Raw genomic sequence first — 23,947 nt, forward strand, 5'->3', positions numbered from 1 at the left:
CTGTGCAATCGGCCGCAGTATTGCGCAAGCGTCCCCTTCCAGCTGAACGGCATTGCAAGCATAAGCGTATCGAGCCGAGGATTGTCAATTGATCTTTTCCTGTGCGGTACTGTTCCGAGTAACAAGTACATGCGATGGATGATAGACATCTGCTGTTACCGATTCCGACATCGTCTGGGCCATTATTTGTAGGTTGTATTCAACCGCAGCAGCATCTTTATTTTTTGTGCTTTCTTCGGCGACTTTTTCTTCAAGGACAAGCCGAATATCTTCATGAGTCGTTGTAAAAGAATGTAGTAACTCTATAAGCTCATCATGAGAGAGGGTTTCTAAATATGACAAAACAGCGGATGATCTATCGGACATTAATAAATGCTCTATTAAAGCCGGTTGAGTTCCAATAATCGAAATCGGAAAATTTCATCTGAACAATTAAGGCGATCCAAGCTCCATACGGCAGTATAAAACGTGCGCTGTTCAATCAAAGTCATACCACATTTTCCATCAGCTCCTCCCTCCTACAGCAGCATAGAACGCAATGCCTACAAACAGCAGTATAATGATGTAGTCCGGAAAACGCATCTTTACCGCTTCGTATGATGTCCGTTTCCGTTCCGCATCAAGACCGCGTGCAAGGGAAGCGGAGGCGAGCTCATCCATAACGGAGATACAGCTGAAAAGGAGCGGTATCAATATGTACTCGATTGTTTTAAAAGGCGCCCGTATCACCGCGCCCGGTTCAAGGGATATGCCTCTAAATGCCATAGCCTTCCGCACGCCATCCCATTCTTCCTGCACTGTCGGGATAAACCTGAGCATTACGGATAGGGGGATAATAACAAAGAGCGGAAGATGCAGAGCCGATAGCGCCGCGATGAGTTGACTGATGCGCGTTGTTTTAATTAAAAATGAGAGGGATAGGAGCAAGGGAAAACCGTACCGGCACATCATAATAAGTGCGACAAGAATTCCGGTTAGCGCGGGAGCGCCTGTGCCGGAGGTGATGATGCGGTAGCGCAGATATTCCATACAAGCAATGAGAGCACCGCACTTGAGTGCAAACCATTTTTCCCCGCACAAGGCTAATAGTGCGCACATCGCTGCGCAGTACATCCACAACGCACATTCATTATAGGAAAAGGTACTGACAGCGATACCTGCACAAAATAAAAGCAGCTTTGTCCGCGGGTCAAGCTTTAAAAGCCCGCTCCCGCTTCCATACAGCCCGAACGCCATTTATACCGCTCCGGCTTTTTCAAAATGCTTTTTAACCAAATTTTTTGCGATAAGCGCGCCGCCAATTCCCCCTGCAATAGCGCAGCCCAGTATCGCGAACCATATCTTTCCGTTAAATGCCAGTTTTGCAAACGACTGTGCATAAGCGGCACCGCTGTATTTTTCCGAAAGCATCATAAATTTGTTGTAATCGGTAAGCAGCATCAGAGTCGGTGCCGCCATATTGAGGTTGAAAAAAACAAATGACAGCAGATACATCTTGCGGGATTGATACTTACCTAAGAACAAAATCAGCTCGGCTATAAGCGCCGCCGCCAGTGAAAAAATCACTGCATACAAACTTTGCGTACAAGTGATTAGCGTAAAAAACGCACCGAATATCAACGCGGCGCCGAACTTATGCACTTTAAGCACGCACAGCATATACACCGTACCGCAAATCAACCCAACCGTCAGCGGCGCCATGAAATACAGCACGGGAGAAATGGCGGAAGAACCCATTACGATAATCAGCATCAGCACGATATACAGCGCACCGAATGCTCCTGCATAGATAAAATCCTTTGTCCGCATTTTTTTATCGGATTGTGTCGTTGAACTCATTGTTTTTAAACTCCTTACGTTTAGAAATTAATAGGACGGTAGTATATAACATAGTTATGTGTCAATAGGCTTACTTTTTTCAAGAGGCAGCTGGTGTGATTGTCCTGATTGCGTTTCCGGTTGCATAATTTTGTTCCAGCAAAAATACATCACATCAGTCAATATATCCATAAAGGATAGGGCTTTTTCATAAGAATATTCATGGGTAATAATTTCAAAAAACGGCGTTAAGGCGGTACTGTAAATCAAATGGAGTTGATCGTCAGTGAGAGGATGTATATTGATTCCTCGCAGTTTTAAGTCGCCGATAAATTTTTTGCATGCAGCAACATCCGCCATTACAAATTCATGGCGAATGTTTTCGTATTTTGTTCCCGCAGAGCGGTTAAACAAAAGTTTAAATTCATCAAAGCGGCTGTAGGCAAGATCGCACAAATCTTGGATAGATATGCGTATTGCTTCTTTTGTCACGGAGTTGCCCTCAGTTGTGAATAGATGGATTGCGGTTTTGGAAAAATCGGTGCCGATATTTAACGTTTGTGTAATAAGCGGCTGCACGAGCGCTTCAAATATTGCAGCCTTTGACGGAAAGTGTTTGTACAAGGCACCTGCGGTTATTCCCGTCATTGCTGCGATGGAACGCATAGACGCTTTTTCAAAACCTTTTTGCAAAAATTCTTTTTTTGCGTTTTTAAGGATTTCAGTATAAGTGTCGTGTTTTTTCCTCGATTCTTTCATCACTGATAGTATTATAGATTGTCGTTTATAAATTGTTAAGAGGACAATCGCCTCCGCCTCAATCCTCTGTCAGTGGGGTATGCTGCAACAGCTGCATCGTCCGGCGGTTAAACCACGAAAGGGAGCCGTCATAGTTCACGCTGACAATGTATGCATCCGTCATCAGTGCTTTACGAGATAAAGCATAATCCCGCGGAAGCTGCCGGATCGATCTCCGCTTTTTATCGTAGTAACTCAGCTGATTTTTCCCGAGGTTGGTAAGCACTGCGTATCCGTCATCATAGAGCGAGGCTTGTAAGTTCTCATCACCATACGAAAGCGCTGCGGTAAAAGCGCTGCGGGCGGGATACACCGTATCGATTTTCATCGTCATTAAATCGGTTTGTGCCGCCTTCTCCGTTTTTAACCGAAAGCAGGAAAAGGTGTTTTTTACTTTATTATTTGCCTGTGCGGAAAACGCGATGTCTCCTTCCATATTAAGCGGGATGGTTTCGCTCGTTCTGATATCAATCAGCAGGAGCGGCTGGCTAATAACACCGCCCGTACTCTTGGTGATAAGCACAAATGTGTCGTCAACCTGTACGGCATCCTGTAATCCGGCGGCTTGATACGTAAATAACGGTGCGCCGCTTTTACCGTCCAACAACACAAGCCCACTAAATGCCCGTACCGCCGCAATAGTATCATTATAAACGGAAACCGAATTGAGCCGTTCCCGTGGGCGGTAGAGGACAGCAGGTGTTTGTCCCTCCTCTGCATAATATAGCGGTGCGTTTTTTTCTGCCGACCAAAATAAAAAACCATTACCGTATACAGTACACCGTTCGCCTGAAACGGATTGAATGATGGGTTCCGGCTTATCCTCCGGGGAAGCGGCTACATAGAGCGTTGAACCGCTCAGCATATAAATTTTAGAATCCTTCGTGCATATATCGCTCACCTGCATTGAAGTGTCGATATTCAACTCCGTCAGCGAAATTGCCGCATCGCTATTTTGCTTCAAACGATATAGTCTACCGTCATCGGTTCCGATTACAACCGTCGAATCAACATGCCGCGCTGCCGTGATTGCTGCCGGATACGGAAGGCTAAAAGCAGGGGATCTTTTATCGCCTTGACACAAATGCCATGTTTGCCGTGTATCGCCTTTTTCAATCCATACCGGTAGGCTGTCCGTAATCTTCCCTGCAAACAGCGCCGAACGCGCGGGATAGCTTTTTAATACCTCGCCCGAAGCGGCCTTTACAACTACGACATTCCCGTTTTTATAGCCGATAATCTGAGTATAATTCTTAATAAGCTCAGGACTTTCCAATCGATCCTCTGTCTCGTATTGGGTGAGAATAGATTTTTTCGCAATATCGGCATACACAAGCCGACCGGTTTCTCCGTATGTTACGATACTTTTTTCGCTCGGGCCGGTCGCGGCAAGTAGCACGATTCCCGGCGGACGCGGATACACTTTTTTGATCTTTCCGCTTGCGTCAAGGATGGTAATACCTTCCGTCGATGCGGTTCCGATAAAAAGGTACGTCCCTTGAGCCGACCACGATAGCGAAAGGATGGAACTGGAAAAACGTTTCGCATACAGCTGTTTTTTTGTTTGCCAATCCCAAAGAGAAATTTTATGAACGCTGAAACCATCCGTTTCATAGACGGCAATCAACGCTTTTTTAGGATGTGCGGCTATGCGCTTAATCGGCATGGTCGATACCTGCCATGTTTCGGGCTTCATCGTTCCATATGAGAACCGAGTCATAAAACCGTCTTTTCCGGCAGCAAAAAAAGAACGCGTCACAGATGAGTCGGCAATAGCTGCTACGCCTCCCTCAAATCGATGAGAGATATAGGCTCGTTCCAAGATGTTTTTTTTAAGAGCATTAGGAGTTACCGTATCAGGAGTGTTTTTATCGGTAAGAGATGCAGTGTCATCCGATTTTTCTAATGGTGTACCTATATCGGTAGTTTTATCGGATTGGGATTGCCGATGCGTATCCGAATTGTCATCGTTATCCAATGCACCGGACTGTGATTGTCCGTCAGCTGCAGTTTGTTCGGTTTCGGAGAGCGAAGATTCAGATTCTTCTGGAGTTGGAGGCGTCACAATATTGCCAGTTGTCTGAGCTGCTGCACTTGCAAGGAAGCATATAAACAAGAGCAAAAACGAAAATCGTTTAAACTGATGCATCATGATCATCTCCTTCGGCATGAATATTCTTATAGGAAAGGTAGGGGCCGAGCCATAAGGCTTGGAATACCTCTTTTTGCTTTTTTGCTTTACGATCTGCTTCGATCGAACGATAAAGATTTAGTGGAATACGCATCACTGCAACTTCTTTTTCCCGTAAGCCATGCACATGAAATTCAATTACATCATCATAAAATTTTTCAAACAGGATTTGAATTTGCTTACCCTTGATATTCTTCCCGTTATCCAATAAAAAGAATTTTACTGCTTCAACAATCTCCGGATCTAAACCGGAATCAAGGACGGCAATCCGATCGGCAAGTTCAGGGTAGCCGATAACGGGCGTTTGTCCTTTCTTCAGAAATTCAGTCTTTAATTTTTTATTATTTTCCGCATTAATTCTGACGGCTCCCGCACAAAAAGCAAGACATTCCATACGCTTCTTTTCGGGTACAAACAATAGCGTTGTTTTTTTCGATTTCCACACAAATTCCGTTTCAAGTTCGATATTGACTTTTGAATGGCAGGACGGGCATACAAAAGACAAAAAGGAGCCTCTTTTTATATCTTCCTTTACTGCTGGGCGGGCATCAAGATCGATTGTTTTTTCGTATTCCACATCAAATGAACAGTCGCATTTACAGGTAATTTTTTGCATAAGGCCTCCTAAAAAACGCCGTGCTTGTTTCAAACGCAGGTAACTTCCTGCCCTTCATTTCATAATATATAGGATATCCGCCCATAATGCAAAGAAAAAAAGCACGGCGATAAAGGCGAATCCTACGAACTGGAGATAATATAACACACGAGGCGGTATTTGCCGGCGGACGATACATTCGACAAAGGCAGTAAAGATCAATCCGCCGTCCAGAATAGGAATGGGCAAAAGGTTCATTAAAAAGAGAGACACGCATATTACCGCGACAATTTCAGCAATATTCACAAAGCCCGCTCGTGTATTTTCGCTAAAGCCGTCCGCCGCGAGACTACCGATCATCGAACTGATTCGTACCGGCCCGGCAACCGCGTCAGTCATATTCACGCCTTTAAACAAAAGCCCGAGGCTTTTCAGCGTAACGGCCGTCAGTTCTCCGGTTTGCACTATCCCTTGGCGTAAACTGGCAATAAAACCGGTTCCTTTCTCGGTTACGGTGATATAGGCCCAATTCAAACCGAGATCGACGCTGCCGTTTTCCGTGCGGACAAGGTTTACCGGCAGCTCAATCCGCTCGCCGTCGCGGATAAGCTCAAAGAGCGCGGTCTTTTGCGTATAGTCGCGGAAAAAGTATATCAACGCCATCTGGTTATCGAGCGCTGTGCCGTCAATACCGGTAAGCCGGTCACCTGCTTTTATTCCCGCCAAATCGGCAGCGGAATCTTTCCGCACGGATGCAACTTCGAGCGGCACATAACGGTAAATACCGACCTGCCCCGCGCCCGTTTTTTTATTCAAATCAGGGCGTATAGTCATACTGAGCTGTTCTCCCCCCCGTTCAATCAGCATTGTAAGCGATTCTTCGGGATGAAGCGCGATAATCTGCTGAATATCGGCGAAGTTCGCTGTCTTTTGATCGTTGATTTGGAGAATACGATCGCCTATCTGTAGACCGGCTGTCCGCGCAGGCGATTGGTCGCTCGAATCGAGGCAGTATACCGGTACGATACGGTTATCGGTGGTGTAGTATGTCCTGCCGAGTCCGCTTATCATGGCAAGTGCGGCGGCGGCAAGCAAGAGGTTGGCAAAGGGCCCCGCAAACGCTATCAGTATCCGCTTAAAGGGGTGTGCGGCAAAAAGGCTCCCCTCTTCCTTGGGAACACTGGGCAGTTTTTTTTCGTACGCCTCTCTAAACGCGTGTTCTCCCTTCATGCCGCAATAGCCGCCGAGGGGAATCGCCGACAGCCGGTAGTCGGTTGCACCGAACTTTTTATGCAGCAGTACCGGCCCCCAGCCGATGGAAAAGCTCTCCACCGACACTCCACAGAGCTTAGCAGCGATGAAGTGCCCCAGCTCATGGATAAATACGACAATGCCGAGTACCGGCAATCCGATCAAAAATTTTAACATCTATATAGTCCTTCGCAGGGAAAACGAATCAGGTTATTTTTTTTACACCCCGCAGCATCACCGGGATTGTTCGACCAGAGTTTCGCCGCTTTGCGGCTCAAATGGTCGCCCAATCCCGGCGCTTCTGCGGTATTTGAACTGCACCACCTGATTCATTTTCCCTTCTCTTCTAAAATAAACTGCGTGAAATTTTATCTAAAATTTCACGCAGAAGGAAGGCAACCGCTTAATATTTCTGTGCGGTTGCCGCTTACATTAAACATAGTATTGCTGCAATATCAGCCGGCGTAGTTATACGGGGATGTCTCAAAAGTTGGTTACTTTTTCGACATCTCCGCGAGTTTAAAATTAAGTCTTTATACAGTAATAACTTAATTTTAAACATCGCATCTACATTTAAGGAAGCTGTCCAAAAACTGAAGTTTTTGGACAGCTTCGTCTGCGCGGCGGCGGGCGGATTCGTCGATGCGCATAACATCCGTTATAGCCTTCGGTGCGGCGCTCCAATCTTCCTGCATCACCTGTGCGGTAATCTCCGCTAAATGCACAAACCGGATTTGATTGCGCAAAAACGCCGCGACGGCCTGTTCATTGGCGGCGTTGAATGCGATCGGGTACCCTGCCTTTTTACGGGCAGCGATAAACCCGAGCGATAACATCGGAAAATCCTCCATCCGCGGCGGCTCGAAGTGCAGATCTAAAGGCTTGGTAAAATCGAGCGGCGCAAGATAGGGCGGCGGTTCTTCAGGATAGCTCATCGCAGCAAAAATGGGATTGCGCATATCGGGCGGAGAAAGCTGCGCATAGATTTCACCGCCGGTAAGCTGCACCATCGAATGTACGACACTTGACGGATGTACCGCAACGGTAATACGGTCGGCAGAAATATCGAAAAGATGCACCGCTTCGATTACTTCCAAAGCCTTATTGGCAAGGGAGGCGGAGTCGATCGTAATTTTAGCGCCCATCGTCCACGTCGGGTGTTTAAGCGCGTCCTGCAGCGTTGCTTCTTGAATCCGTTCCTTTGCCCATGTCCTGAACGGGCCGCCTGAAGCAGTAATGATCAGGCGTTCAATAGCCTCCCGTCCGTGAGCCCGTATTAAGCTGTAAATGGCTGAATGTTCGGAATCTACCGGTATAATGAGCGAATGATACTTTTCGGCTTCTTGTTGCAAAAGATGCCCCGCCATCACAATGCTTTCTTTATTTGCAAGAGCAAGTATTCGATGAGTCCGAACCGCAATGAGGGAGGCCTGTAATCCCGCCGCTCCTGCAATACCGTTCACCACAATATCGGCAGGGGTTTCGGTTAAAAACCGTTCAAGACTATGATGTTTTATATCATACCCTGCGGCAGCGGCGGAATCCGTTACCGCAAAATCTTGAAAATGAAATTCGGCACGTAAGGCATTCAACACATCAGTCTTTGTATGTACGGAAACACCGGCAAGTTCAAAACGGCTTGGAAACTTGCGTATAATATCGATAGTATTTTGTCCGATCGTCCCGCTTGCCCCGAGTACGATTATCTTTTGCATTATTTCACCCTGTATAATGAGACACCTAAAAACCGAAGGTTAATTTTCTAAGATGCCAAATTTTAAAGCTGCTCTCTTATATTCCAATGAAAAATCGATAGCAAAGATAGAACACCGGCGCAGCAAGTAAAATAGAATCGGCACTGTCAAGGATTCCACCACGTCCAAGTATAAGCGCTCCGGAATCTTTTACTTCAGCAGAACGCTTAAAAATAGATTCGATAAGATCCCCGATGATAGCTGCCAAACCGGTGCAAAAACCCGTTAGTAAAGAGCCGCTTAAACTCTTTCCAAAGTCGGCAGGGAACAGCTTAAAGGCGAGAAAACCGGTTGCAGTCGCGGCGACGGCTCCTCCGATAAAACCTACGATGCTTTTGTTCGGACTCGCCGGTACAAAGCCGCGGTTTCCTTTCCCAAACAATATGCCGAACAACCACGCAAGCGAATCACAGGAAAAAACCATCAGCAAAAACATTGCAATAATATTCGAAGCAGACGGCCAGCGTGTCATTGCAGAAATGAATATAACCAAAAGACCCGGATAAAAAATGATAAATGCTGCAGAACACACACGCTGAATACTTTTTTCAAACGGCTTTGAAAAAGAATAAAAGGTTTCAACAAAGAATATAAAATAAAGTGCACCGATACCGATCAAGGTCATTACAGCGCGAGAAAAAAGCCCGAGCATAAAAAGATATACGGCCACTGGAATAAGCATGCCGGCAAATAAGACAATCGGCATAGAGTATACGGCAATCTTTCGGGAAAACATAGTGCGAATTTCTATAATCGAAAGAGCCGTGGCAGCAAATATTTCGAGATGCAGCACCAAAAAATGATGGTATGGTAAAAAATATACCGAACTGATTACAAGAGGCAATCCGATGACAAACATTATTATCCGTTCAATAATCTTTTTCATACGATCCTTCCGAAGCGCCGTATACGTTTACCGTAAGCGTCTAATGCTTCCATCAAATGGGCAGGTGTAAAATCCGGCCACAAGATATCCGTACTATAAAATTCGGCATACGCTGTCTGCCATAGCAAAAAATTGCTTAATCGCTTTTCGCCGCCGGTACGGATGACAAGATCTACAGGTGGAACACCAGCCGTATCGAGCAACTGCTCAAAGGCATCTTCCGTAAGCGTTTCAAGTTGTCTGCCGCTTAGTTTTTTTATTGCACGGATAATTTCATCTTTACCACCGTAGTTGATGGCAAGCTGCATAGTCGTCCCCGTGTAGTGTTCCGTTTTTTTCATTATATCGGCAATATCCATTTGAATTGCACGAGGCAATGCCGCTGCATTCCCGATATGTTTCACTTTGATATTATTTGCAGCATAAAAGGCGAGCTCTGCACGGAGATGCTGTTGAATGAGCCCCATCAAAAAGCCGACTTCTTCCTCCGTGCGCTTCCAATTTTCCGTTGAAAACACATACAGAGTGATGTACGGTATATGTAAATCGGCAACCGTTTTGACAATCCGTTTGGCTGCTTCCAATCCCTCTCGATGTCCTTTTGTACGAGCTAACCCCCGCTGCTGAGCCCATCGCCCGTTGCCATCCATAATGACGGCAATATGCTGCACTGTCATTAACCTTCCATAATTTCTTTTTCTTTTTCTGCAAGGAGCTTATTGATATCGTTGATATGAGCATCCGTTGCTTTTTGGAATTTTTCTTCGGCTACTTTTAAGGCATCCTCACTTAACACACCTTCCTTCTGCTGCTTTTTTGCCTCATCGATGCCGTCTCGCCGAATATTACGGATCGCTACACGGCACTGTTCGGCAAAGTTTTTTGCCTGTTTAGCGAGCTCCTTCCGGCGCTCTTCGGTAAGCGGCGGAATTGCGATACGAATAAGCTTACCGTCGTTTGCAGGATTGAGCGAAAGCTCCGATTTAAGGATGGCTTTTTCGATTTCTCCCAACAGCGACTTATCCCATGGCTGAATAACCACTAAGCGGGCTTCAGGAATAGAAATGGATGCCACTTGATTAAGCGGCGTCGGCTGTCCGTAGCTGTCAACCCGTATTTTATCGAACAAAGAAGCAGAAGCACGACCCGTCCGGAGTCCGTTAAAATCATCCTTCAACGTCGCAATCGACTTCTTCATTTTTTCTTCATAGACACTATGAATATCGCTCATATCACCCTCTATTGGCCAAGCTGCCACAGCACAAGCTTTGAAAGGCTGATGTTGGCACCGAGCTGCTTTCCGACTTCCTTCATCTTTGCCGCTACGGATACCTTATCGTCCTTAACAAAGGCCTGCTCAAGGAAGCAAATTTCAGCCAAATGCTTATTCAGCTTACCTTTTACAATTCCTTCCTTTACATTGTCGGGCTTCTGCAATTCAGCAACCTGTCCGCGGAATACCTCAAGCTGCTCGTCGATATAGGCAGCATCGACATCTTCTTTCTTTACATAGAGCGGGGTAAATGCCGCCGCATGGAGACAGCAGTCATACGCAAATTCCTGAAACGCTTTGTCGGCAAATACGGCAGACTTATCTGATTTTAACACAACGATAACACCGGTTTTTTTGTCGGAGTGGACATAATGGGCAATGTATTCATCGCTGCCTGCTTGTACGGCAGTTAAGCGCCGTAACCCCATATTCTCACGTACACGGGTCGCAAGATCGAGCACCATATCGCTCAATTCTTTTTGAACATCGGTATAGCCTTTTGCAAGAGCGGTTTCTGCGATTTTATCACCGACTGCGATAAAATCGGCATTTTTTGCGACAAAGTCGGTCTCACAGGTTAATTCCACCATTACCGCTTTAGAATCGGTAGTTTTAACAACAATGATACCTTCGCTGGTCGCGCGGCTTGCCCGCTTTTCAACGGCGGCAAGACCTTTTTCTTTTAAGTATTTTTCCGCTTCTTTTGCATCACCATTGCATTCTTGCAGAGCTTTTTTACATTCCATCATACCGGCGCCGGTCTTTTCGCGCAGTGCCTTTACGTCAGATGCTTTTATTTCCATAACTGTTTTCTCCTTAAATCTTTGTGCATAGTAAGATACCGCCGAAAGTATGCGTATCTTTCAGCGGCAGGTTATACATCCTTTTTAGCGGTCGCCGTATAGTTCATCTTCATCAATTAAAGAACTGCTTCCGTCATCCGAATCTTCTTCATGATCGTTCTTTTCTGAAGGAGTATAGTTGGAATAATCGGTAATCTCTTCATCTTCACGATCTTGATACGGATCGATATTGGAATCACTGAATCCTTCATCTCCGTCTTGAAGATTTTCGATAATCTTGAGGCCGCTTTCGTTATCAGCTTCGATAACGGCATTTGCAATAATCTGAGTGAATAAAGAAATCGAACGGATAGCATCATCGTTACCCGGAATCGGATAATCAATACCCTCAGGGTTACAGTTTGTATCGACTACTGCGACAATCGGGATTCCCATGCGGCGGGCTTCGCTGATTGCGATAGTTTCTTTTCGTGTATCAATGATAAAGATGATGCCCGGGAGCTCTTTCATCTCTTTGATACCGCCGAGGTTCTTTTCGAGCTTGGCTTTTTCCTTCTGCAGCACGGCAACTTCTTTTTTAGTCAGGCTGTCAAAGGTGCCGTCATTTTCCATTTTTTCAATTTTCTTAAGACGAGCGAGGCTTTTTTTGATGGTAGAAAAGTTTGTCAGCATTCCGCCGAGCCAGCGGTTATTAACATAGAACATACCGCAGCGTTCAGCTTCTTTTGCAATGGTTTGCTGTACTTGTTTTTTAGTTCCAACGAATAAGACCGATTTTCCTGCTGCGGTTGTCTTCCGTACCGCATCATACGCCTCACGGATTGCAGTGATGGTTTTCTGCAAATCAATAATGTGGATACCGTTCCGTTCCGCAAAAATGTATTTTTTCATTCGCGGATCCCAGCGCTTTACCTGATGTCCGAAGTGGACACCGGATTCAAGCAGGTTTTTCATGGTTACTACTGCCATGGTTACTCCTTCACGAGCTTTTTAAAGCCCATCCTTCTCTATTTCTCTAAAAATGCATTCAGGGCGTTTCTAAAAACGTAGTGAGATTTTAGAAATTTCTTTCTGCATTTTAGGATATTTACACGGCCACTGTCCTTAGGTAAAGCTGTAGCCGTGCTCCGTCAAAATATCATATAACTCATAAATAGGCAAGCCTACGATTCCGCTGTATGAACCTTCTATTTTTGTAATAAAACAAGCTGCGGTTCCCTGTATACGGTATCCTCCTGCAGCACCCTGCCATTCCCCGGTACTCAGGTACCAATCGATTTCGGCCTCTGATAATGCCTTAAAAAACACTTGAGAACTGCTGATTCGGGTTGAAATGTGCTGTAATTTTTCGTCATAGCAACAAATCGCCGTTATAACCTTATGCGCCGTATTTGAATACGATTGCAGCATTTTACGAGCATCATCGATATCGGCAGGTTTGCCCATCGGCGTACCATTAGAAAAGATAAGCGTATCGGCGGATATAATCCACGGTGTATTGATTTTTAGCGGGGAACGGAGCACTGCTTCTGCCTTTCGCAATGCAATCTGTTCTACCGCTTTTTCGGGAGGAAGATCGGAGGCGACAGATTCATCGGCCTCCGACGGGATACTGATAAACGGAATGTTTAAACGCTTAAGGATGTCCTGCCGCTGGGGTGACTTCGATGCAAGAATAATCGGTTCCATTCATAACAGTATACGAAAGGAAGGATAAAAAGACAAGCAGGACAAGAAATCAGAATTAAGCGCACACGCAATGCGGCAAATATATTGCTCTCGAGATCTCTACAGCTTAAAAGCAATTCCTAACCGCGCGGTAAAATTGTTTGCCAAGAGCCCGGATACCGCCTGTTTAGCATCCTTAACACCCTTCTGTAAGTATTCAGAAACAGTACCATGAGTATAATACTGTTGGTTAGATACCTGTATGAACGAAAGATTATCCGTAACGCCCGCAAAAATACCTACATGAGGCAGAAAGTAAAAGCTTACCCCGACATTAAGACCGAGTCCCAATAAACCAATGAGGCGGTCTTCTGTCCAGCCAGCCAAAGCTAATGCTGTTGCCGGAATATTTCTTGTTGTTCTGATGATATCAAATCCTACACCGCCCCCAACGAATAAATTGATGGGAGAATCTTTAAAGAAAGTTCCCCCACAACCAAGCTGTCCGTTAAAAATAAACGAATTGTTATTTAATGTTCCCCCGAAATTTTTTATATCATCGATAGTAATTTGACGGGGAAGTCCCACATTCAGGGTAAGATACGCACTGCTTATTCTAAGATCAGCTCCTAAGGCATACATATTATAGCCGTCGTGAAAGAACTTATCATAGTCTTTGAATATTTTTTTTACCTCTGTAGAGGCATGAGCAATAGTATCTTTATCATACTTTGTCCACACATTAAAATTCATAAATCCGACAGGACTCACTTGTGCCGAAAAACCGACTCCCTCGGAAAACACGAACGGTGCCATAAGCATTAAACCGATAAACATACATAAAATCTTCTTTTTCATAACACAACCCTCCTTAGAGTTTCATGATTACTATAATGCGGTACTCTCTTACATCCCAATTCGTTTAGATCAGAGAGACACCCCCATACCTACTTTAATTCGCGCTGAACGCGTTGCACAACATAATCGATAACACCCTCAAGCGGCATATTCATCGACTCTTCATCCGAACGGAACTTAAATTCAATATTAGGCAGTTTCTTATCGCTGATGACAAGCCGGATAGGCAAGCCGATGAGATCCATATCCTTAAACTTAACCCCCGGCCGTTCCAAACGGTCATCCAGCAATACTTCAATACCGCGAGCCGTGAGTTCATCGTGCAGCCGGTCAGCAACGGCCTTCATGGTTCCTTCATATTGTATCGGTACAATACCGACATGATACGGAGCAACGCTCATCGGCCAGATAATTCCGTTATCGTCGTGATGCTCTTCGATAATCGATGCCAGAGCACGGTCGATGCCGATACCGTAGCAACCCATTAAAGGATACTGCTGTTGACCGCTTTCGTCAAGGTAAGTCATATTCATACTTTTGGTGTATTTTGTACCGAGTTTGAAGATGTGTCCAAGCTCATTACCTTTTTTGCTGTAAAACGGCGTTTTGCACAAGGGGCAGAGGTCGCCTGCCTTGACGATCCGGACATCGCACACCATCGTGGGAGCAAAATCCCGTTTCGGTTCAACATGAATATAGTGCATATCTTTTTCCAGTGCACCGGTTACGGCATCATGCATCAGCATGACACTTTCGTCAGCCAATACGGGAGCCTTGATTAAACCGATAGGGCCGGCAAATCCGACTACGGTACCCGTAATATCTTCAACGTCCGCATTGGAGGCAAGTTCAACTTCCGCAGCTTTGAGTACTGCTGTCAATTTTGCTTCGTTTACTTCCAAATCACCGCGGATACACACTGCAACAAACTCCGAGTCGATAACCTCGGAATCTTTTACATGATAGATTAGGGTTTTAATGAATGCTTTCGGCGAGGTGTGCAAGAACGCAACTAATTCCTCTATTGTGCGGGCATCGGGTGTCGGCAGCTTCGTGCATTTTTCCGCTGTCTCGGGAAGTTCGGTGTAGGGATCGGGTGCACAGGCGGCTTTTTCTTCGTTTGCAGAATAGCGGCACTGCGGGCAAAGGATGAGCGTGTCGTCCCCGATTGCGGATTCAACCATGAATTCCTCGGAGCCACTGCCTCCCATAGAACCGGAATCCGCCCGAACCCGTATAATACTTAAACCGAAACGGCGGAATATCTTTTCGTATGCTTCACCGAATGAACGGTAGGTTTTATCAAGACAGTCAGCGTTCGTATGGAAAGAATACGCATCTTTCATCGTAAACTCGCGGGCGCGCATTAATCCGTAACGGGGACGAATTTCATCCCGGTATTTTGTATTAATATGATACACCGAAAGCGGATAATCCTTGTACGAACCGAGCTCGTACCGCATCAGGGCGGTAAATGATTCTTCATTTGTCGGGCTGACAACGAGATCTTGACCGAGGCGGTTTTTCATCCTTAAAAGCCCGTCTCCCATCGTGTACCAGCGCTTGGACTCTTGCCAAATCTCGCCCGGAGCAACAACCGAAGCTTTACACTCCAAACATCCGGTAGCGTCGATTTCCTCCCGTACGATATTTTCAACCTTTCTGAACACCCGTAAACCGAGCGGCAGATAATTAAACAGCCCGTTCCCCAATCTACGGATCATTCCGGCGCGTAATAATAATTGATGACTGACAACGACTGCTTCCGCAGGTGTTTCCCGTAATGTGGGAATAAAAGTTTGAGATCTTTTCACACTATGCCTCACTCAGGGTAATCTCATCAGACTCTTTTACACTCCCGCAGAATAATGGAGACCATTCTACTAGAACTGCCATGCGATGTTTTGTGCATACACAAAACTCGCCTTCAACTGTTGTACACGGATGTACAACAGTTGAAGATGGCTCAAATGGTCGCCCAGCCTATATTATTCTGCAATTTTTATGTATATGCCTGATGTGATTACCCTTCTTCTAAAATAAACTGTGCGAAATTTTAAAAAAATTTCGCACAATAAGGAATGCAACCGCTTGAAATATCTCCGATACGATTGCCCTGATACCTCACTGTCTTAAACCAGAGTGGAAGCATATAGAATTTCTTTTTTTATGTAAAGTAGAGCATATAGAGGCTAACAGGGATTCCGCACGAATAAAAACATACGGAATCCCTGCACACACGAACAAACCGTCCGCGTTGGGAAATGACTACCGGCTACTCTTTCCAGACTAAGCGGAAGCCTACATTGGGATATTTTTTGCCGGAACTATCGCTATCGCGTTTGCCGGTCATACAGCCGTATACGGCATTTTTTGTTTCCGGCTTATCTGATAATGACCAGTTGCCGCCGCGCAAAACGCGTTTGGTATCGGCAGTTGACGCGGAACCGGTCGGATCCGTTACCAAACCGGAAGATAGTGTTGTAGAATACCTATCCCAGCACCATTCGGAAGCGTTGCCGCTCATATCAAAAAGCCCCAGTTTGTTCGGCGCTTGTTTTCCGACATCGGATAATCCGGTTACGGGAGTAGGTTGTTCTACAAAGTCGGTACCATTGTAATACTTGTTAAAAACCGCGACCCGTGCAGTTTCAGTGTATAAGTCGGTAAAGTTTGGAGCCCCAGTCATCCCTTCAAAACCGATGGGTTTTATTGCCCCGCTTGCAGAATTTAAATTGGTTAAATAGACAGAGCCGTATAGTTCGGCATTTGTACTATCGGCACCCTGATAACGGGCGGCGTATTCCCATTCGGCTTCGGTCGGTAAACGGAAGCCTTTTTTGGATTGGTCAAAATAGGCTCCATCCGCGTCTTGATCATGAGCACTTTTTACTGCGGCTGCACCAGGCGAAGAGTTTTCACGATATACACAATGTTCAGTATCTCCGTATTTCATTTCGGTATAGGCATTGCACCATGCTATACAGTTACGCCAACTTACATTTGTCATAGGTTTATTACTTTTCGCAGGGATAGGAAGCTCTTCAAATTCATAGCCGTTTTCTTTTGCCCATTCATATACGGTAAGCCATAAGTCCGCCGTTACTTCGTATTTACCGATTGTATATTCGCTTAATTTGACCGTGCGTCCGTCAATGAATACACCTTTCCATGTGGCGTCAGTGCCGGGCAAGGTATTTGGTAAAACAGCGTGTCCGGTAATACCTCCTGTAGGCGGTGTTACCTTTACCCCTTCGGAAACGGGAACGGCTTGCGTCGTTGCATATACCTCGGCGTCTTCCTCAAACTTATCACCATCTGCCAATTCGTCTCCGTCCGCACGGTCTTTTTTCCATGCAGCAAACACATAGCCTTGGTCGCAAGTTATCTTCGCTTTTGCATCGTCTTTTATTGCTCCCCAGGTTACACCATACGGCTTTATAATTTTAGGATCTGCTGCCAACTGAACATAACCGCCGTTTTTTATCGTGATAGTAACGTTTATCTGTTTTGGTTCCGCATATATTGTCATAGCGCTTCCTAAAGGAAGATTGTCCACTGACAATACCGCTCCGCTTGAGTTATTTTTTCTCCATTGTTTGAATTCATAATTTGGGTGGTAACGGAGCAGACCTTTTGCGAGATCCTTAACATCGCCCCATTTCTTCCCCCTTTGAACTTCAATAGAAGCAGGAGGATCTATATCAACATGATCCCCCGTAATAGTAAGTGTTATCATTATAGGTTCAGCCACAACAAAGACGGTCGTATCATTGTCAAACAGAGCTGTATAGCTATTATTCAAAAGTGCGCCTGTACTATCGGTAAGCCGCCATTCTTTAAATTTATAGTTATTATCTTTATAGCCTTGAATTTTCTTTTCCGCTTCGGTTTTCAGATCATTCCACGTTTTGCCTTTTTGTACTTTAAACGTGGGATCGGATTTTAGTATAACATTTTCATCTCCCGCAACCGTTATCGTTATTTTCTCAGGCGCAGGAGCTGAAGTCTGCTTCGACACGGCGTAGACGGTCGTACTCGTTTCAAACTTATACGTAGGCACAATAACCGTACCTGAAACTCCGTTCAGTTTCCATGTATCGTTTTCATAACCGGGCTTATATTTGATGAGTTTCTCAGCTTTGGTTTTTACATCAGCCCATGTTTTGTCTTTATCGATTTCGAAGGATCGATTAGCTGTTTTAAACTCAACATTTCTATCACCCGCAACCGTTATCGTTATTTTCTCAGGTGTTGAGCTGCCGCCCTGCTGCTGGGAAGACGCCCCTCCTCCCTTTGAGGGAGTATTGGGGCCTTTACATCCTGCAAAAAATGCCGCAAGCGTTATCACCGCTGCTATAGTCAATAGTATCTTTTTCATAAGCTCTCCTCGTGTCTTGTATAATGTGTAAGTCCGCCTTTATTATGGGCGGCAGATGATTTTACTGATATGCCGGCCCCGGGTTAGTTGTCAGCGTCAATACGGAACCGGAACCCATTAATTGAACTTTCACTTGAAGATCCGTTTCACCGGATGTTTTTTGCAGCTGAATATTTTCAATAAAAATAACTTTATTGTTTCTTGTTTTTGAAGCACCGTATGCTTTGCAGCCCAAGTAGTTTGAAAGCGTTGCCTCGCCGTTTACACATAAACAAAACGGTTTATTGGGGTCGTCGGGAAGCGGATTGGAGGCAAGCACAACAGCCCCGTCATCGCCTATACGCAGCAAAGGAACGCGGTCAAACGGTTTCCTTTTCCAAGTTTTTATAGCTTCAGCTGACGGATTCGGTTTCGATGACATACTAAAAAAAAGCTGATTTTTTAATTCCTCTGCATTTGTTATCTTTGCATAATCTGACCGTGTTATCGTTTTTATCGCCGTAATTTCTCCTTGGTTTGTCAATTGTTCCTGTGTTGCAATGCAAAACTTTACCGTCAATTCACCTTTATAATCGTCCGCGTTAATGCCGCCGGTTTTGGGATTGCTTATACCGCACATAATATCAAGCTGCATATATTCACCGACATCTTTAGTTTGATACCGTGTTTTATAAGGTTCAAGGCGACTATCGTCAAAAAGAGCTTCGGGAGAACCTCCTGTCTGTTTTGCAAGCGCATAAAAAGACGAAGCGAATTCATTAGGATACACTTTTATAACACTGTCGTCCGTTTTGCTTAAAACATACTCAAACACGTCTTTTGGGGTGAAATAACTTTTTGTCAGCAGTTCCGATAAATGGGTAAAATCCTTGTATTCCTTTGTCGTTACCGTATCCGATCCGCCGGCAGTCTTTTTATGATTTTTTACCGTATACACAGGTACAATTTTAATTTTATCCGTTCCTTCTTTTGCAAGTGTAGCGGTCAGCTTATATTGGGGAAAATCGCCGAGTGTAACGGAAATTCCGTTATTCTTCTCGAAAGAAAAAGTAAACGGTGCTTTAAAAAAGTCTGGAATATTTGTATTCGCTTTTTCTACATATTTTTCGATTGAATAATTATGCTCAATACCTTCCTCGAGCTTCAGCTGCCCCTTATTATCTGAAAGATTTATGATCCACGGTTGAGCATTATACGGATTGATAAAGCCGTTTACCGTCATTTCTTTTTCAAATTCTTTTCCGTTTTTCGTACCCTTTACTTTTACGGTAAAGGTTCCCTTCTCGTCGTCATAGGCGGTAACTTCTTTTTGCGTAAACACAATTGAAGGAAGAATTGAATTTCCCGAATTAATTTTTTCGGCAGCTTCAAACGGGGATTGCTCGCCCTTTGTTAAGCAGAACGCCTCAAACACATCCGCTTCAACCAATTCATACGGATTTTGCGGAGGAGTAGATGGGACACCTGGTGTTTCCGATGACCCCTTATGATCTAACGGTGAATTACAGCTTGTCATTCCGATAGCTATCACCGCTGTTATGCAGAGTATTAGTCTCTTCATTTATACCTCATTAAAAAATATTTCCCGGCCTTTAAAGCCCGGTTCTTTCGTTTTACCCTATAGGAATTGCCAAAAGGCAAACGATGCCCTTAGCCGGTTTCCCCGTCAATGCCCCAACAATTGTATAACTTTTGATAATAAAAACGTATTTGTAATAGAGATGTCGAATGGCTTTATTGTAATTTAAGCCACCAGCTACTGAAAAAGACCGTTCCACGGATATCTTTTTAACTTACACGGTAACTATATAGGATTTCTGTGAATGAATCAAGCAGATTAAAGCATATTTTTTTAGATTTTTGGAATAATACCGATTTTTAGTTCTGCGGCAGAATCATATCTTCGGAAGTATCGCCTTCAATATGCAAAAAAACCCTGTTAGGCATACAGGCATTCCAATCCCCTGCTTTTTTGAGTGCCGCAGCATTCACACAGGTTTTATTGGGACACGGCGAATCGGAGATAAAGGCGGTATTATGTTCTATCCGGATGGTAGTATTGCCGATTGCACCGGGTACAACTACCGTGCGCGGTTCGGTAAGCGGGTATATCCATTTACCGCTTGGCGTTTCAATCACCAGCCGCTGTATGTGATTCTTTCCGGTATAGAGGAAAAAGCCCGCCCACAGGGAAACGGTAATAATAGAAGCAAAAATAAGATAATCAAAAACACGCAAACGGCGAAAAATAGGAATCATACGCTATACTCTTTTCTTGTTTTTCGAGTTAAAAGTGCTCGTTGTATTTTACCGTTAATACCTTTTGCAAAAAAAGTTTGCAGCAAATCCCTGTTATCCATTGTTTTCCGATATCCGAACTCGATCTGTTTTTTGGGATTGGAAAAATCATGGGAAGAACGAGCACTTGTCAAATTGATAAACGCCGTGGGGTATTCATTCGGTTGCAATGCAATATGAGCGGTAGTACAGGCAAGCGTTCTCGTCAATACTGCAATCGAGGTATCCAATTCGGAAGCGGTAACCGGTTCAAGTGCACCGAAGGTGAGAGCAAGGATATTTTTATAGCCCTGGTTGCGGGCAACCCATACGGGGGTATTATCCATCACACAAGCGTCGATCAGCATTTGTTTTTGCTGCTTAACGGGAATAAAAAGCCCCGGATAAGAAGCGCTCGCTCGCATCGCATCTGCTAAAAGACCTGACTGTAAAATGACCTCTTTACCGCTGCACAGATCCAAGGCATTGCAAAAAAAAGGGATGCTGCAGTCTTTAAAAGATTTGCAACCGGAAAGTTCCAGAAAAAATTTATGGGCTTTTTCACCCGAATCCGCCCCCGTGCCGGAAAGCATACGGGTAATCAATGTACCGTATTGAATAATCTGATTAAGCGCGTGTTTAAAAAGCGGAATGTGCCTGCCGCCTACATAGCGGTTAACATCGAAGGGTTGCTCGAAAACAGCTTCCATATCCCGAACCGATTTTCCGCTTGCATATAAACCGCCGATAATCGATCCCATCGAGCAGCCGACGATGCAGTCAGGCTTAGGAAAGTTTAATTCTTCAAGTGCTTTAAAAAAACCGATATAAGCGAGGCCTGCAGCTCCGCCTCCGGATAACACGAGTGCCCATTTCATAGTAACTGGTAGTATACAAAAAAATGCGATATACGCCTATAGTGCGATTGTCCTATGATGATACCCTGCTTGAAGAAAGTTATAAATTATAGTATCTTTGCAATACGTTCGGCGTTATCAATTTTAGCGGAGGATAGATATGGCGATTACTGACGCGCAGTTTCAATTGGTTACCTTTCAGCTCGGTGAAGAGCTTTACGGTGTCGATATAATGGATGTAAAAGAGATAGTAAAGGTTCAAGAAGTCCGACAGATTCCGAATGCACCGTATTACGTCGAAGGTTTTTTCCATTTGAGAAATGAAATTATACCGATTATCAGTTTGCATAAACGGTTTCATCTTAAAAAGGCGGATTTGGACGGTGACGATGAATATTTGGGAGGGTTTATCATCCTTAAAATCGGAAAATATAAAATCGGTATTGTGATTGACCGCATCGCACGTGTCGTTATGGTACGGCAAGAAGATGTTCAGCCGCCGCCCCAGATGATTACCGGTATCGGCACCGAATATATCAATGGGGTTATCCGCCAAGACTCCGGCTATCTTATCCTATTGGATATCCGCAGATTGTTTAATCCGAAAGAATTACAAAAACTTACCACCTTCTAGCATGCCGATACCTGTTTATAGCTCTACCATCCGCCGCTCGGAAATGGATGCCGTACTCACTTGCATGGTTGAAGAAAAAATCGGCCCGGGCGAGATGAATCAAAAACTCATTAAGTTGGTACGCGAACTCTATGGGGCGGAAGGTGCTCTTGCTTTACGCAGCCCGGCGATGGCATTAGTTTATACGCTGAAGATGTTCGACCTTCCTGAAAAGGCGGGTATTTTATTGTCAGCACTCGCCCCTTCGTGGCAATATATCGAAGTAGTACGAAACGGATTTACACCGATTGTCTTGGATGTCGATCCGTTGACCGGCTTGGTTACGCTCGAGGCGGTTGAAGAAGGAATTAAGCAAGGCGGTAGAGTGCTCGTATTGCATGAAACACTCGGCAACGTCCCCGATATGGAAGCGTTTACAGCTCTTTCAATTCCGATTATCGAAGATATTTCCCAAAGCGCCGGAGCCCTGTACGGAGAAAAGCGGGCAGGGACGTTCGGCTCGTTTGCGATACTGGGGCTCGAAGAACGCGACATTTTAACAGGCGGCGGCGGCGGTATCTTGATTGCTACAGAGCGGCGCAATGCCTCCGTACTAAAAAATATGGCAGAAACTATTCCGATAACCGATTTTTTGCCTGACATTAATGCATCGCTTGCCTTTGTGCAGCTTAAAAATATGGAAAAAAATCTCCAGCTTCGCGATGAAATGCGGGAGCTGTATCTCCGTGCGCTTTTGCAGACAAGGCATAAGCCGCTCGTATTTTCCGAAGCGGTAAAAAATCCCGTTTATTCCTTTCCGGTGATACTGGAAAGCGGCTTTAAGGATGTAAAACAATACGTTAACCGCAAAGATATTGAGATAGAGCTTGCCTTTACCAATTCTATTGCGGACTTTTTAAAAGAAGAAAATACATGTATCAATGCGGCGTCACTTCTGCTTCGGACGGTACTCTTTCCGCTCTATCCCCGGCTCGGCCTCAATAATGCAGCGAAGATTGCAAAGGTATTGGGAACACTGCCGTAACGGACACGTATGCAAAAGAATGCCATTATCATCCTAACAACCTATAAGCCGCACGTAGCGGAGATGTCCAAGGAGCTTCTTTGCTTTTTGCAAGAAAACCGGATTCAAGCGGATATCTATGAATATGACGGCTTACCACCGGCAAAACCGATACGGAAGCGGTATGATTTTGCCGTCAGCCTTGGGGGGGACGGTACGGTGCTGTTTGCAGCGCGGTACTGTGCACCGAAAAAAATACCGGTATTTCCCATTAACCTCGGTGAATTCGGCTTTATTGCGGGCGTTGAACCGGCACATTGGAAGCAAGCGCTCGGAGAATACCTCGCAGGGAATGCGGAACACCACGAGCGGCTGATGCTTTCTACCGCCGTGTATCGTAACGGCGAATGCGTCGGCTCCTTCGATGCGCTCAACGATGTGGTTGTTTCAGGCGGCGGTATTGCAAAGCTGATAAACCTCGCACTTTCCTTTAACGGTATCTCTTTCGGCGTATATCGGGCGGACGGCGTTATCGTGTCGAGCCCGACCGGTTCTACCGCATATTCGGCAGCCTCCGGCGGCCCTATTATGGATCCGACTGTTGCCGCCTTTGTTCTTACCCCCATCTCGGCATTTTCCCTGTCAAACCGGCCGGTCGTGTTACCTGCTTCCGGTACGATGCGTATTGAGGTTTTGCATAATCGTCAAAAAGATGTTATTGTATCTATAGACGGACAGGAGTTGTTTCCGCTCTGCGAAGGCGACAAAATTGAAATTAAGATGTCGCGCCACCGATTAAAACTCATCGGGTGCTCACCGGAAGCGTTTTACACGGCGCTCCGGTCAAAATTAGCGTGGTCGGGAAGTCCGTTGCAGGAATAACACTGCGGCGCGGAGGTT

General features: G+C 45.2%; 23 protein-coding genes. 3 read left to right on the forward strand and 20 right to left on the reverse strand.

Translation table 11 applies throughout. The features are described from left to right. Window positions 1-84: 84 nt before the first annotated feature. The 20 genes from ABH09_RS07165 to ABH09_RS07260 all read right to left on the reverse strand — a co-directional run bounded on the left by ABH09_RS07165 (window position 85) and on the right by ABH09_RS07260 (window position 21,431). Window positions 85-366, reverse strand: a complete 282-nt coding sequence (locus tag ABH09_RS07165; RefSeq protein ID WP_253713887.1) for a hypothetical protein — start codon at window positions 364-366, stop codon at window positions 85-87. 138 nt (window positions 367-504) lie between these two features. After that, the gene (locus tag ABH09_RS07170) at window positions 505-1,236 is read right to left on the reverse strand and encodes an energy-coupling factor transporter transmembrane component T (RefSeq protein ID WP_253713888.1); all 732 of its coding nucleotides are present in this window, start codon (window positions 1,234-1,236) and stop codon (window positions 505-507) included. Then, on the reverse strand, window positions 1,237-1,839 hold the full coding sequence (locus ABH09_RS07175; RefSeq protein WP_162663662.1) for an MptD family putative ECF transporter S component: 603 nt from the start codon (window positions 1,837-1,839) through the stop codon (window positions 1,237-1,239). A 54-nt stretch (window positions 1,840-1,893) separates the two neighbouring features. After that, window positions 1,894-2,580, reverse strand: a complete 687-nt coding sequence (locus tag ABH09_RS07180; protein WP_253713889.1) for a TetR/AcrR family transcriptional regulator — start codon at window positions 2,578-2,580, stop codon at window positions 1,894-1,896. A 55-nt stretch (window positions 2,581-2,635) separates the two neighbouring features. Then, a complete protein-coding gene (locus ABH09_RS07185; protein WP_253713890.1) occupies window positions 2,636-4,768 on the reverse strand; it encodes a hypothetical protein in 2,133 nt (710 codons plus the stop codon). Beyond that, window positions 4,752-5,423 carry a CpXC domain-containing protein gene (locus tag ABH09_RS07190; RefSeq protein WP_253713891.1) on the reverse strand — a complete coding sequence of 224 codons (672 nt, stop codon included), beginning with the start codon at window positions 5,421-5,423 and terminating at the stop codon, window positions 4,752-4,754. The genes ABH09_RS07185 and ABH09_RS07190 overlap by 17 nt, the downstream gene beginning before the upstream one ends. Before the next feature lie 54 nt (window positions 5,424-5,477). Further along, window positions 5,478-6,830, reverse strand: coding sequence for an RIP metalloprotease RseP (rseP, locus tag ABH09_RS07195; RefSeq protein WP_253713892.1), 1,353 nt, complete (start codon window positions 6,828-6,830; stop codon window positions 5,478-5,480). A gap of 377 nt (window positions 6,831-7,207) precedes the next feature. Beyond that, entirely contained in the window at window positions 7,208-8,368 is a 1,161-nt protein-coding gene (gene dxr / locus ABH09_RS07200) for a 1-deoxy-D-xylulose-5-phosphate reductoisomerase (protein ID WP_253713893.1), read from the reverse strand. Window positions 8,369-8,444: 76 nt separating this feature from the next. Beyond that, window positions 8,445-9,293, reverse strand: coding sequence for a phosphatidate cytidylyltransferase (locus ABH09_RS07205; protein ID WP_162663667.1), 849 nt, complete (start codon window positions 9,291-9,293; stop codon window positions 8,445-8,447). After that, window positions 9,290-9,970 carry a polyprenyl diphosphate synthase gene (gene uppS, locus ABH09_RS07210; RefSeq protein WP_162663668.1) on the reverse strand — a complete coding sequence of 227 codons (681 nt, stop codon included), beginning with the start codon at window positions 9,968-9,970 and terminating at the stop codon, window positions 9,290-9,292. Before uppS ends, ABH09_RS07205 begins: the two co-directional genes overlap by 4 nt. Further along, a complete protein-coding gene (gene frr / locus ABH09_RS07215) occupies window positions 9,970-10,524 on the reverse strand; it encodes a ribosome recycling factor (RefSeq protein WP_253713894.1) in 555 nt (184 codons plus the stop codon). The genes uppS and frr overlap by 1 nt, the downstream gene beginning before the upstream one ends. A gap of 8 nt (window positions 10,525-10,532) precedes the next feature. After that, a complete protein-coding gene (gene tsf, locus ABH09_RS07220) occupies window positions 10,533-11,369 on the reverse strand; it encodes a translation elongation factor Ts (protein ID WP_253713895.1) in 837 nt (278 codons plus the stop codon). Between the two features lie 84 nt (window positions 11,370-11,453). Then, window positions 11,454-12,338, reverse strand: a complete 885-nt coding sequence (rpsB, locus tag ABH09_RS07225) for a 30S ribosomal protein S2 (protein WP_162663671.1) — start codon at window positions 12,336-12,338, stop codon at window positions 11,454-11,456. 135 nt (window positions 12,339-12,473) lie between these two features. Continuing rightward, complete coding sequence (locus ABH09_RS07230) at window positions 12,474-13,058, reverse strand: Maf family protein (RefSeq protein WP_253713896.1); 585 nt, start codon at window positions 13,056-13,058, stop codon at window positions 12,474-12,476. A gap of 99 nt (window positions 13,059-13,157) precedes the next feature. Next, complete coding sequence (locus tag ABH09_RS07235) at window positions 13,158-13,895, reverse strand: DUF2715 domain-containing protein (protein WP_253713897.1); 738 nt, start codon at window positions 13,893-13,895, stop codon at window positions 13,158-13,160. Between the two features lie 89 nt (window positions 13,896-13,984). Further along, a complete protein-coding gene (locus ABH09_RS07240) occupies window positions 13,985-15,709 on the reverse strand; it encodes a proline--tRNA ligase (RefSeq protein ID WP_253713898.1) in 1,725 nt (574 codons plus the stop codon). Window positions 15,710-16,170: 461 nt separating this feature from the next. Next, window positions 16,171-18,276 carry a formylglycine-generating enzyme family protein gene (locus tag ABH09_RS07245; RefSeq protein WP_253713899.1) on the reverse strand — a complete coding sequence of 702 codons (2,106 nt, stop codon included), beginning with the start codon at window positions 18,274-18,276 and terminating at the stop codon, window positions 16,171-16,173. Window positions 18,277-18,337: 61 nt separating this feature from the next. Next, entirely contained in the window at window positions 18,338-19,837 is a 1,500-nt protein-coding gene (locus ABH09_RS07250; protein WP_253713900.1) for a lipoprotein 17-related variable surface protein, read from the reverse strand. Window positions 19,838-20,154: 317 nt separating this feature from the next. After that, a complete protein-coding gene (locus ABH09_RS07255; protein ID WP_162663676.1) occupies window positions 20,155-20,535 on the reverse strand; it encodes a NusG domain II-containing protein in 381 nt (126 codons plus the stop codon). Then, window positions 20,532-21,431 (reverse strand): patatin-like phospholipase family protein, encoded by a 900-nt coding sequence (locus tag ABH09_RS07260; protein ID WP_253713901.1) that lies wholly within the window; start codon window positions 21,429-21,431, stop codon window positions 20,532-20,534. Before ABH09_RS07260 ends, ABH09_RS07255 begins: the two co-directional genes overlap by 4 nt. Window positions 21,432-21,570: 139 nt before the next feature. Here ABH09_RS07260 and ABH09_RS07265 point away from each other — a divergent pair, with 139 nt between their 5' ends. The 3 genes from ABH09_RS07265 to ABH09_RS07275 are packed head-to-tail and all read left to right on the forward strand — an operon-like array spanning window position 21,571 to window position 23,929. Beyond that, on the forward strand, window positions 21,571-22,044 hold the full coding sequence (locus tag ABH09_RS07265; protein WP_044016249.1) for a chemotaxis protein CheW: 474 nt from the start codon (window positions 21,571-21,573) through the stop codon (window positions 22,042-22,044). Between the two features lies 1 nt (window position 22,045). After that, window positions 22,046-23,068, forward strand: a complete 1,023-nt coding sequence (locus ABH09_RS07270) for a DegT/DnrJ/EryC1/StrS family aminotransferase (RefSeq protein WP_253713902.1) — start codon at window positions 22,046-22,048, stop codon at window positions 23,066-23,068. 9 nt (window positions 23,069-23,077) lie between these two features. Next, window positions 23,078-23,929 (forward strand): NAD(+)/NADH kinase, encoded by an 852-nt coding sequence (locus ABH09_RS07275; RefSeq protein WP_162663678.1) that lies wholly within the window; start codon window positions 23,078-23,080, stop codon window positions 23,927-23,929. Window positions 23,930-23,947: the final 18 nt, after the last annotated feature.

The organism is Treponema sp. OMZ 803, from assembly GCF_024181165.1.
Classification (GTDB): domain Bacteria; phylum Spirochaetota; class Spirochaetia; order Treponematales; family Treponemataceae; genus Treponema.

What these genes read in the sequence shown, in the direction of transcription:
- ABH09_RS07190 (WP_253713891.1), bottom strand. Translation starts at nt 5,423, where the DNA reads ATGCAAAAAATTACCTGTAAATGCGACTGTTCATTTGATGTGGAATAC.
- ABH09_RS07165 (WP_253713887.1), bottom strand. Translation starts at nt 366, where the DNA reads ATGTCCGATAGATCATCCGCTGTTTTGTCATATTTAGAAACCCTCTCT.
- rseP (WP_253713892.1), bottom strand. Translation starts at nt 6,830, where the DNA reads ATGTTAAAATTTTTGATCGGATTGCCGGTACTCGGCATTGTCGTATTT.
- rpsB (WP_162663671.1), bottom strand. Translation starts at nt 12,338, where the DNA reads ATGGCAGTAGTAACCATGAAAAACCTGCTTGAATCCGGTGTCCACTTC.
- ABH09_RS07275 (WP_162663678.1), top strand. Translation starts at nt 23,078, where the DNA reads ATGCAAAAGAATGCCATTATCATCCTAACAACCTATAAGCCGCACGTA.
- ABH09_RS07245 (WP_253713899.1), bottom strand. Translation starts at nt 18,276, where the DNA reads ATGAAAAAGATACTATTGACTATAGCAGCGGTGATAACGCTTGCGGCA.
- ABH09_RS07205 (WP_162663667.1), bottom strand. Translation starts at nt 9,293, where the DNA reads ATGAAAAAGATTATTGAACGGATAATAATGTTTGTCATCGGATTGCCT.
- tsf (WP_253713895.1), bottom strand. Translation starts at nt 11,369, where the DNA reads ATGGAAATAAAAGCATCTGACGTAAAGGCACTGCGCGAAAAGACCGGC.
- dxr (WP_253713893.1), bottom strand. Translation starts at nt 8,368, where the DNA reads ATGCAAAAGATAATCGTACTCGGGGCAAGCGGGACGATCGGACAAAAT.
- frr (WP_253713894.1), bottom strand. Translation starts at nt 10,524, where the DNA reads ATGAGCGATATTCATAGTGTCTATGAAGAAAAAATGAAGAAGTCGATT.
- ABH09_RS07235 (WP_253713897.1), bottom strand. Translation starts at nt 13,895, where the DNA reads ATGAAAAAGAAGATTTTATGTATGTTTATCGGTTTAATGCTTATGGCA.
- ABH09_RS07260 (WP_253713901.1), bottom strand. Translation starts at nt 21,431, where the DNA reads ATGAAATGGGCACTCGTGTTATCCGGAGGCGGAGCTGCAGGCCTCGCT.
- ABH09_RS07230 (WP_253713896.1), bottom strand. Translation starts at nt 13,058, where the DNA reads ATGGAACCGATTATTCTTGCATCGAAGTCACCCCAGCGGCAGGACATC.
- ABH09_RS07170 (WP_253713888.1), bottom strand. Translation starts at nt 1,236, where the DNA reads ATGGCGTTCGGGCTGTATGGAAGCGGGAGCGGGCTTTTAAAGCTTGAC.
- uppS (WP_162663668.1), bottom strand. Translation starts at nt 9,970, where the DNA reads ATGACAGTGCAGCATATTGCCGTCATTATGGATGGCAACGGGCGATGG.
- ABH09_RS07250 (WP_253713900.1), bottom strand. Translation starts at nt 19,837, where the DNA reads ATGAAGAGACTAATACTCTGCATAACAGCGGTGATAGCTATCGGAATG.
- ABH09_RS07255 (WP_162663676.1), bottom strand. Translation starts at nt 20,535, where the DNA reads ATGATTCCTATTTTTCGCCGTTTGCGTGTTTTTGATTATCTTATTTTT.
- ABH09_RS07265 (WP_044016249.1), top strand. Translation starts at nt 21,571, where the DNA reads ATGGCGATTACTGACGCGCAGTTTCAATTGGTTACCTTTCAGCTCGGT.
- ABH09_RS07175 (WP_162663662.1), bottom strand. Translation starts at nt 1,839, where the DNA reads ATGAGTTCAACGACACAATCCGATAAAAAAATGCGGACAAAGGATTTT.
- ABH09_RS07270 (WP_253713902.1), top strand. Translation starts at nt 22,046, where the DNA reads ATGCCGATACCTGTTTATAGCTCTACCATCCGCCGCTCGGAAATGGAT.
- ABH09_RS07185 (WP_253713890.1), bottom strand. Translation starts at nt 4,768, where the DNA reads ATGATGCATCAGTTTAAACGATTTTCGTTTTTGCTCTTGTTTATATGC.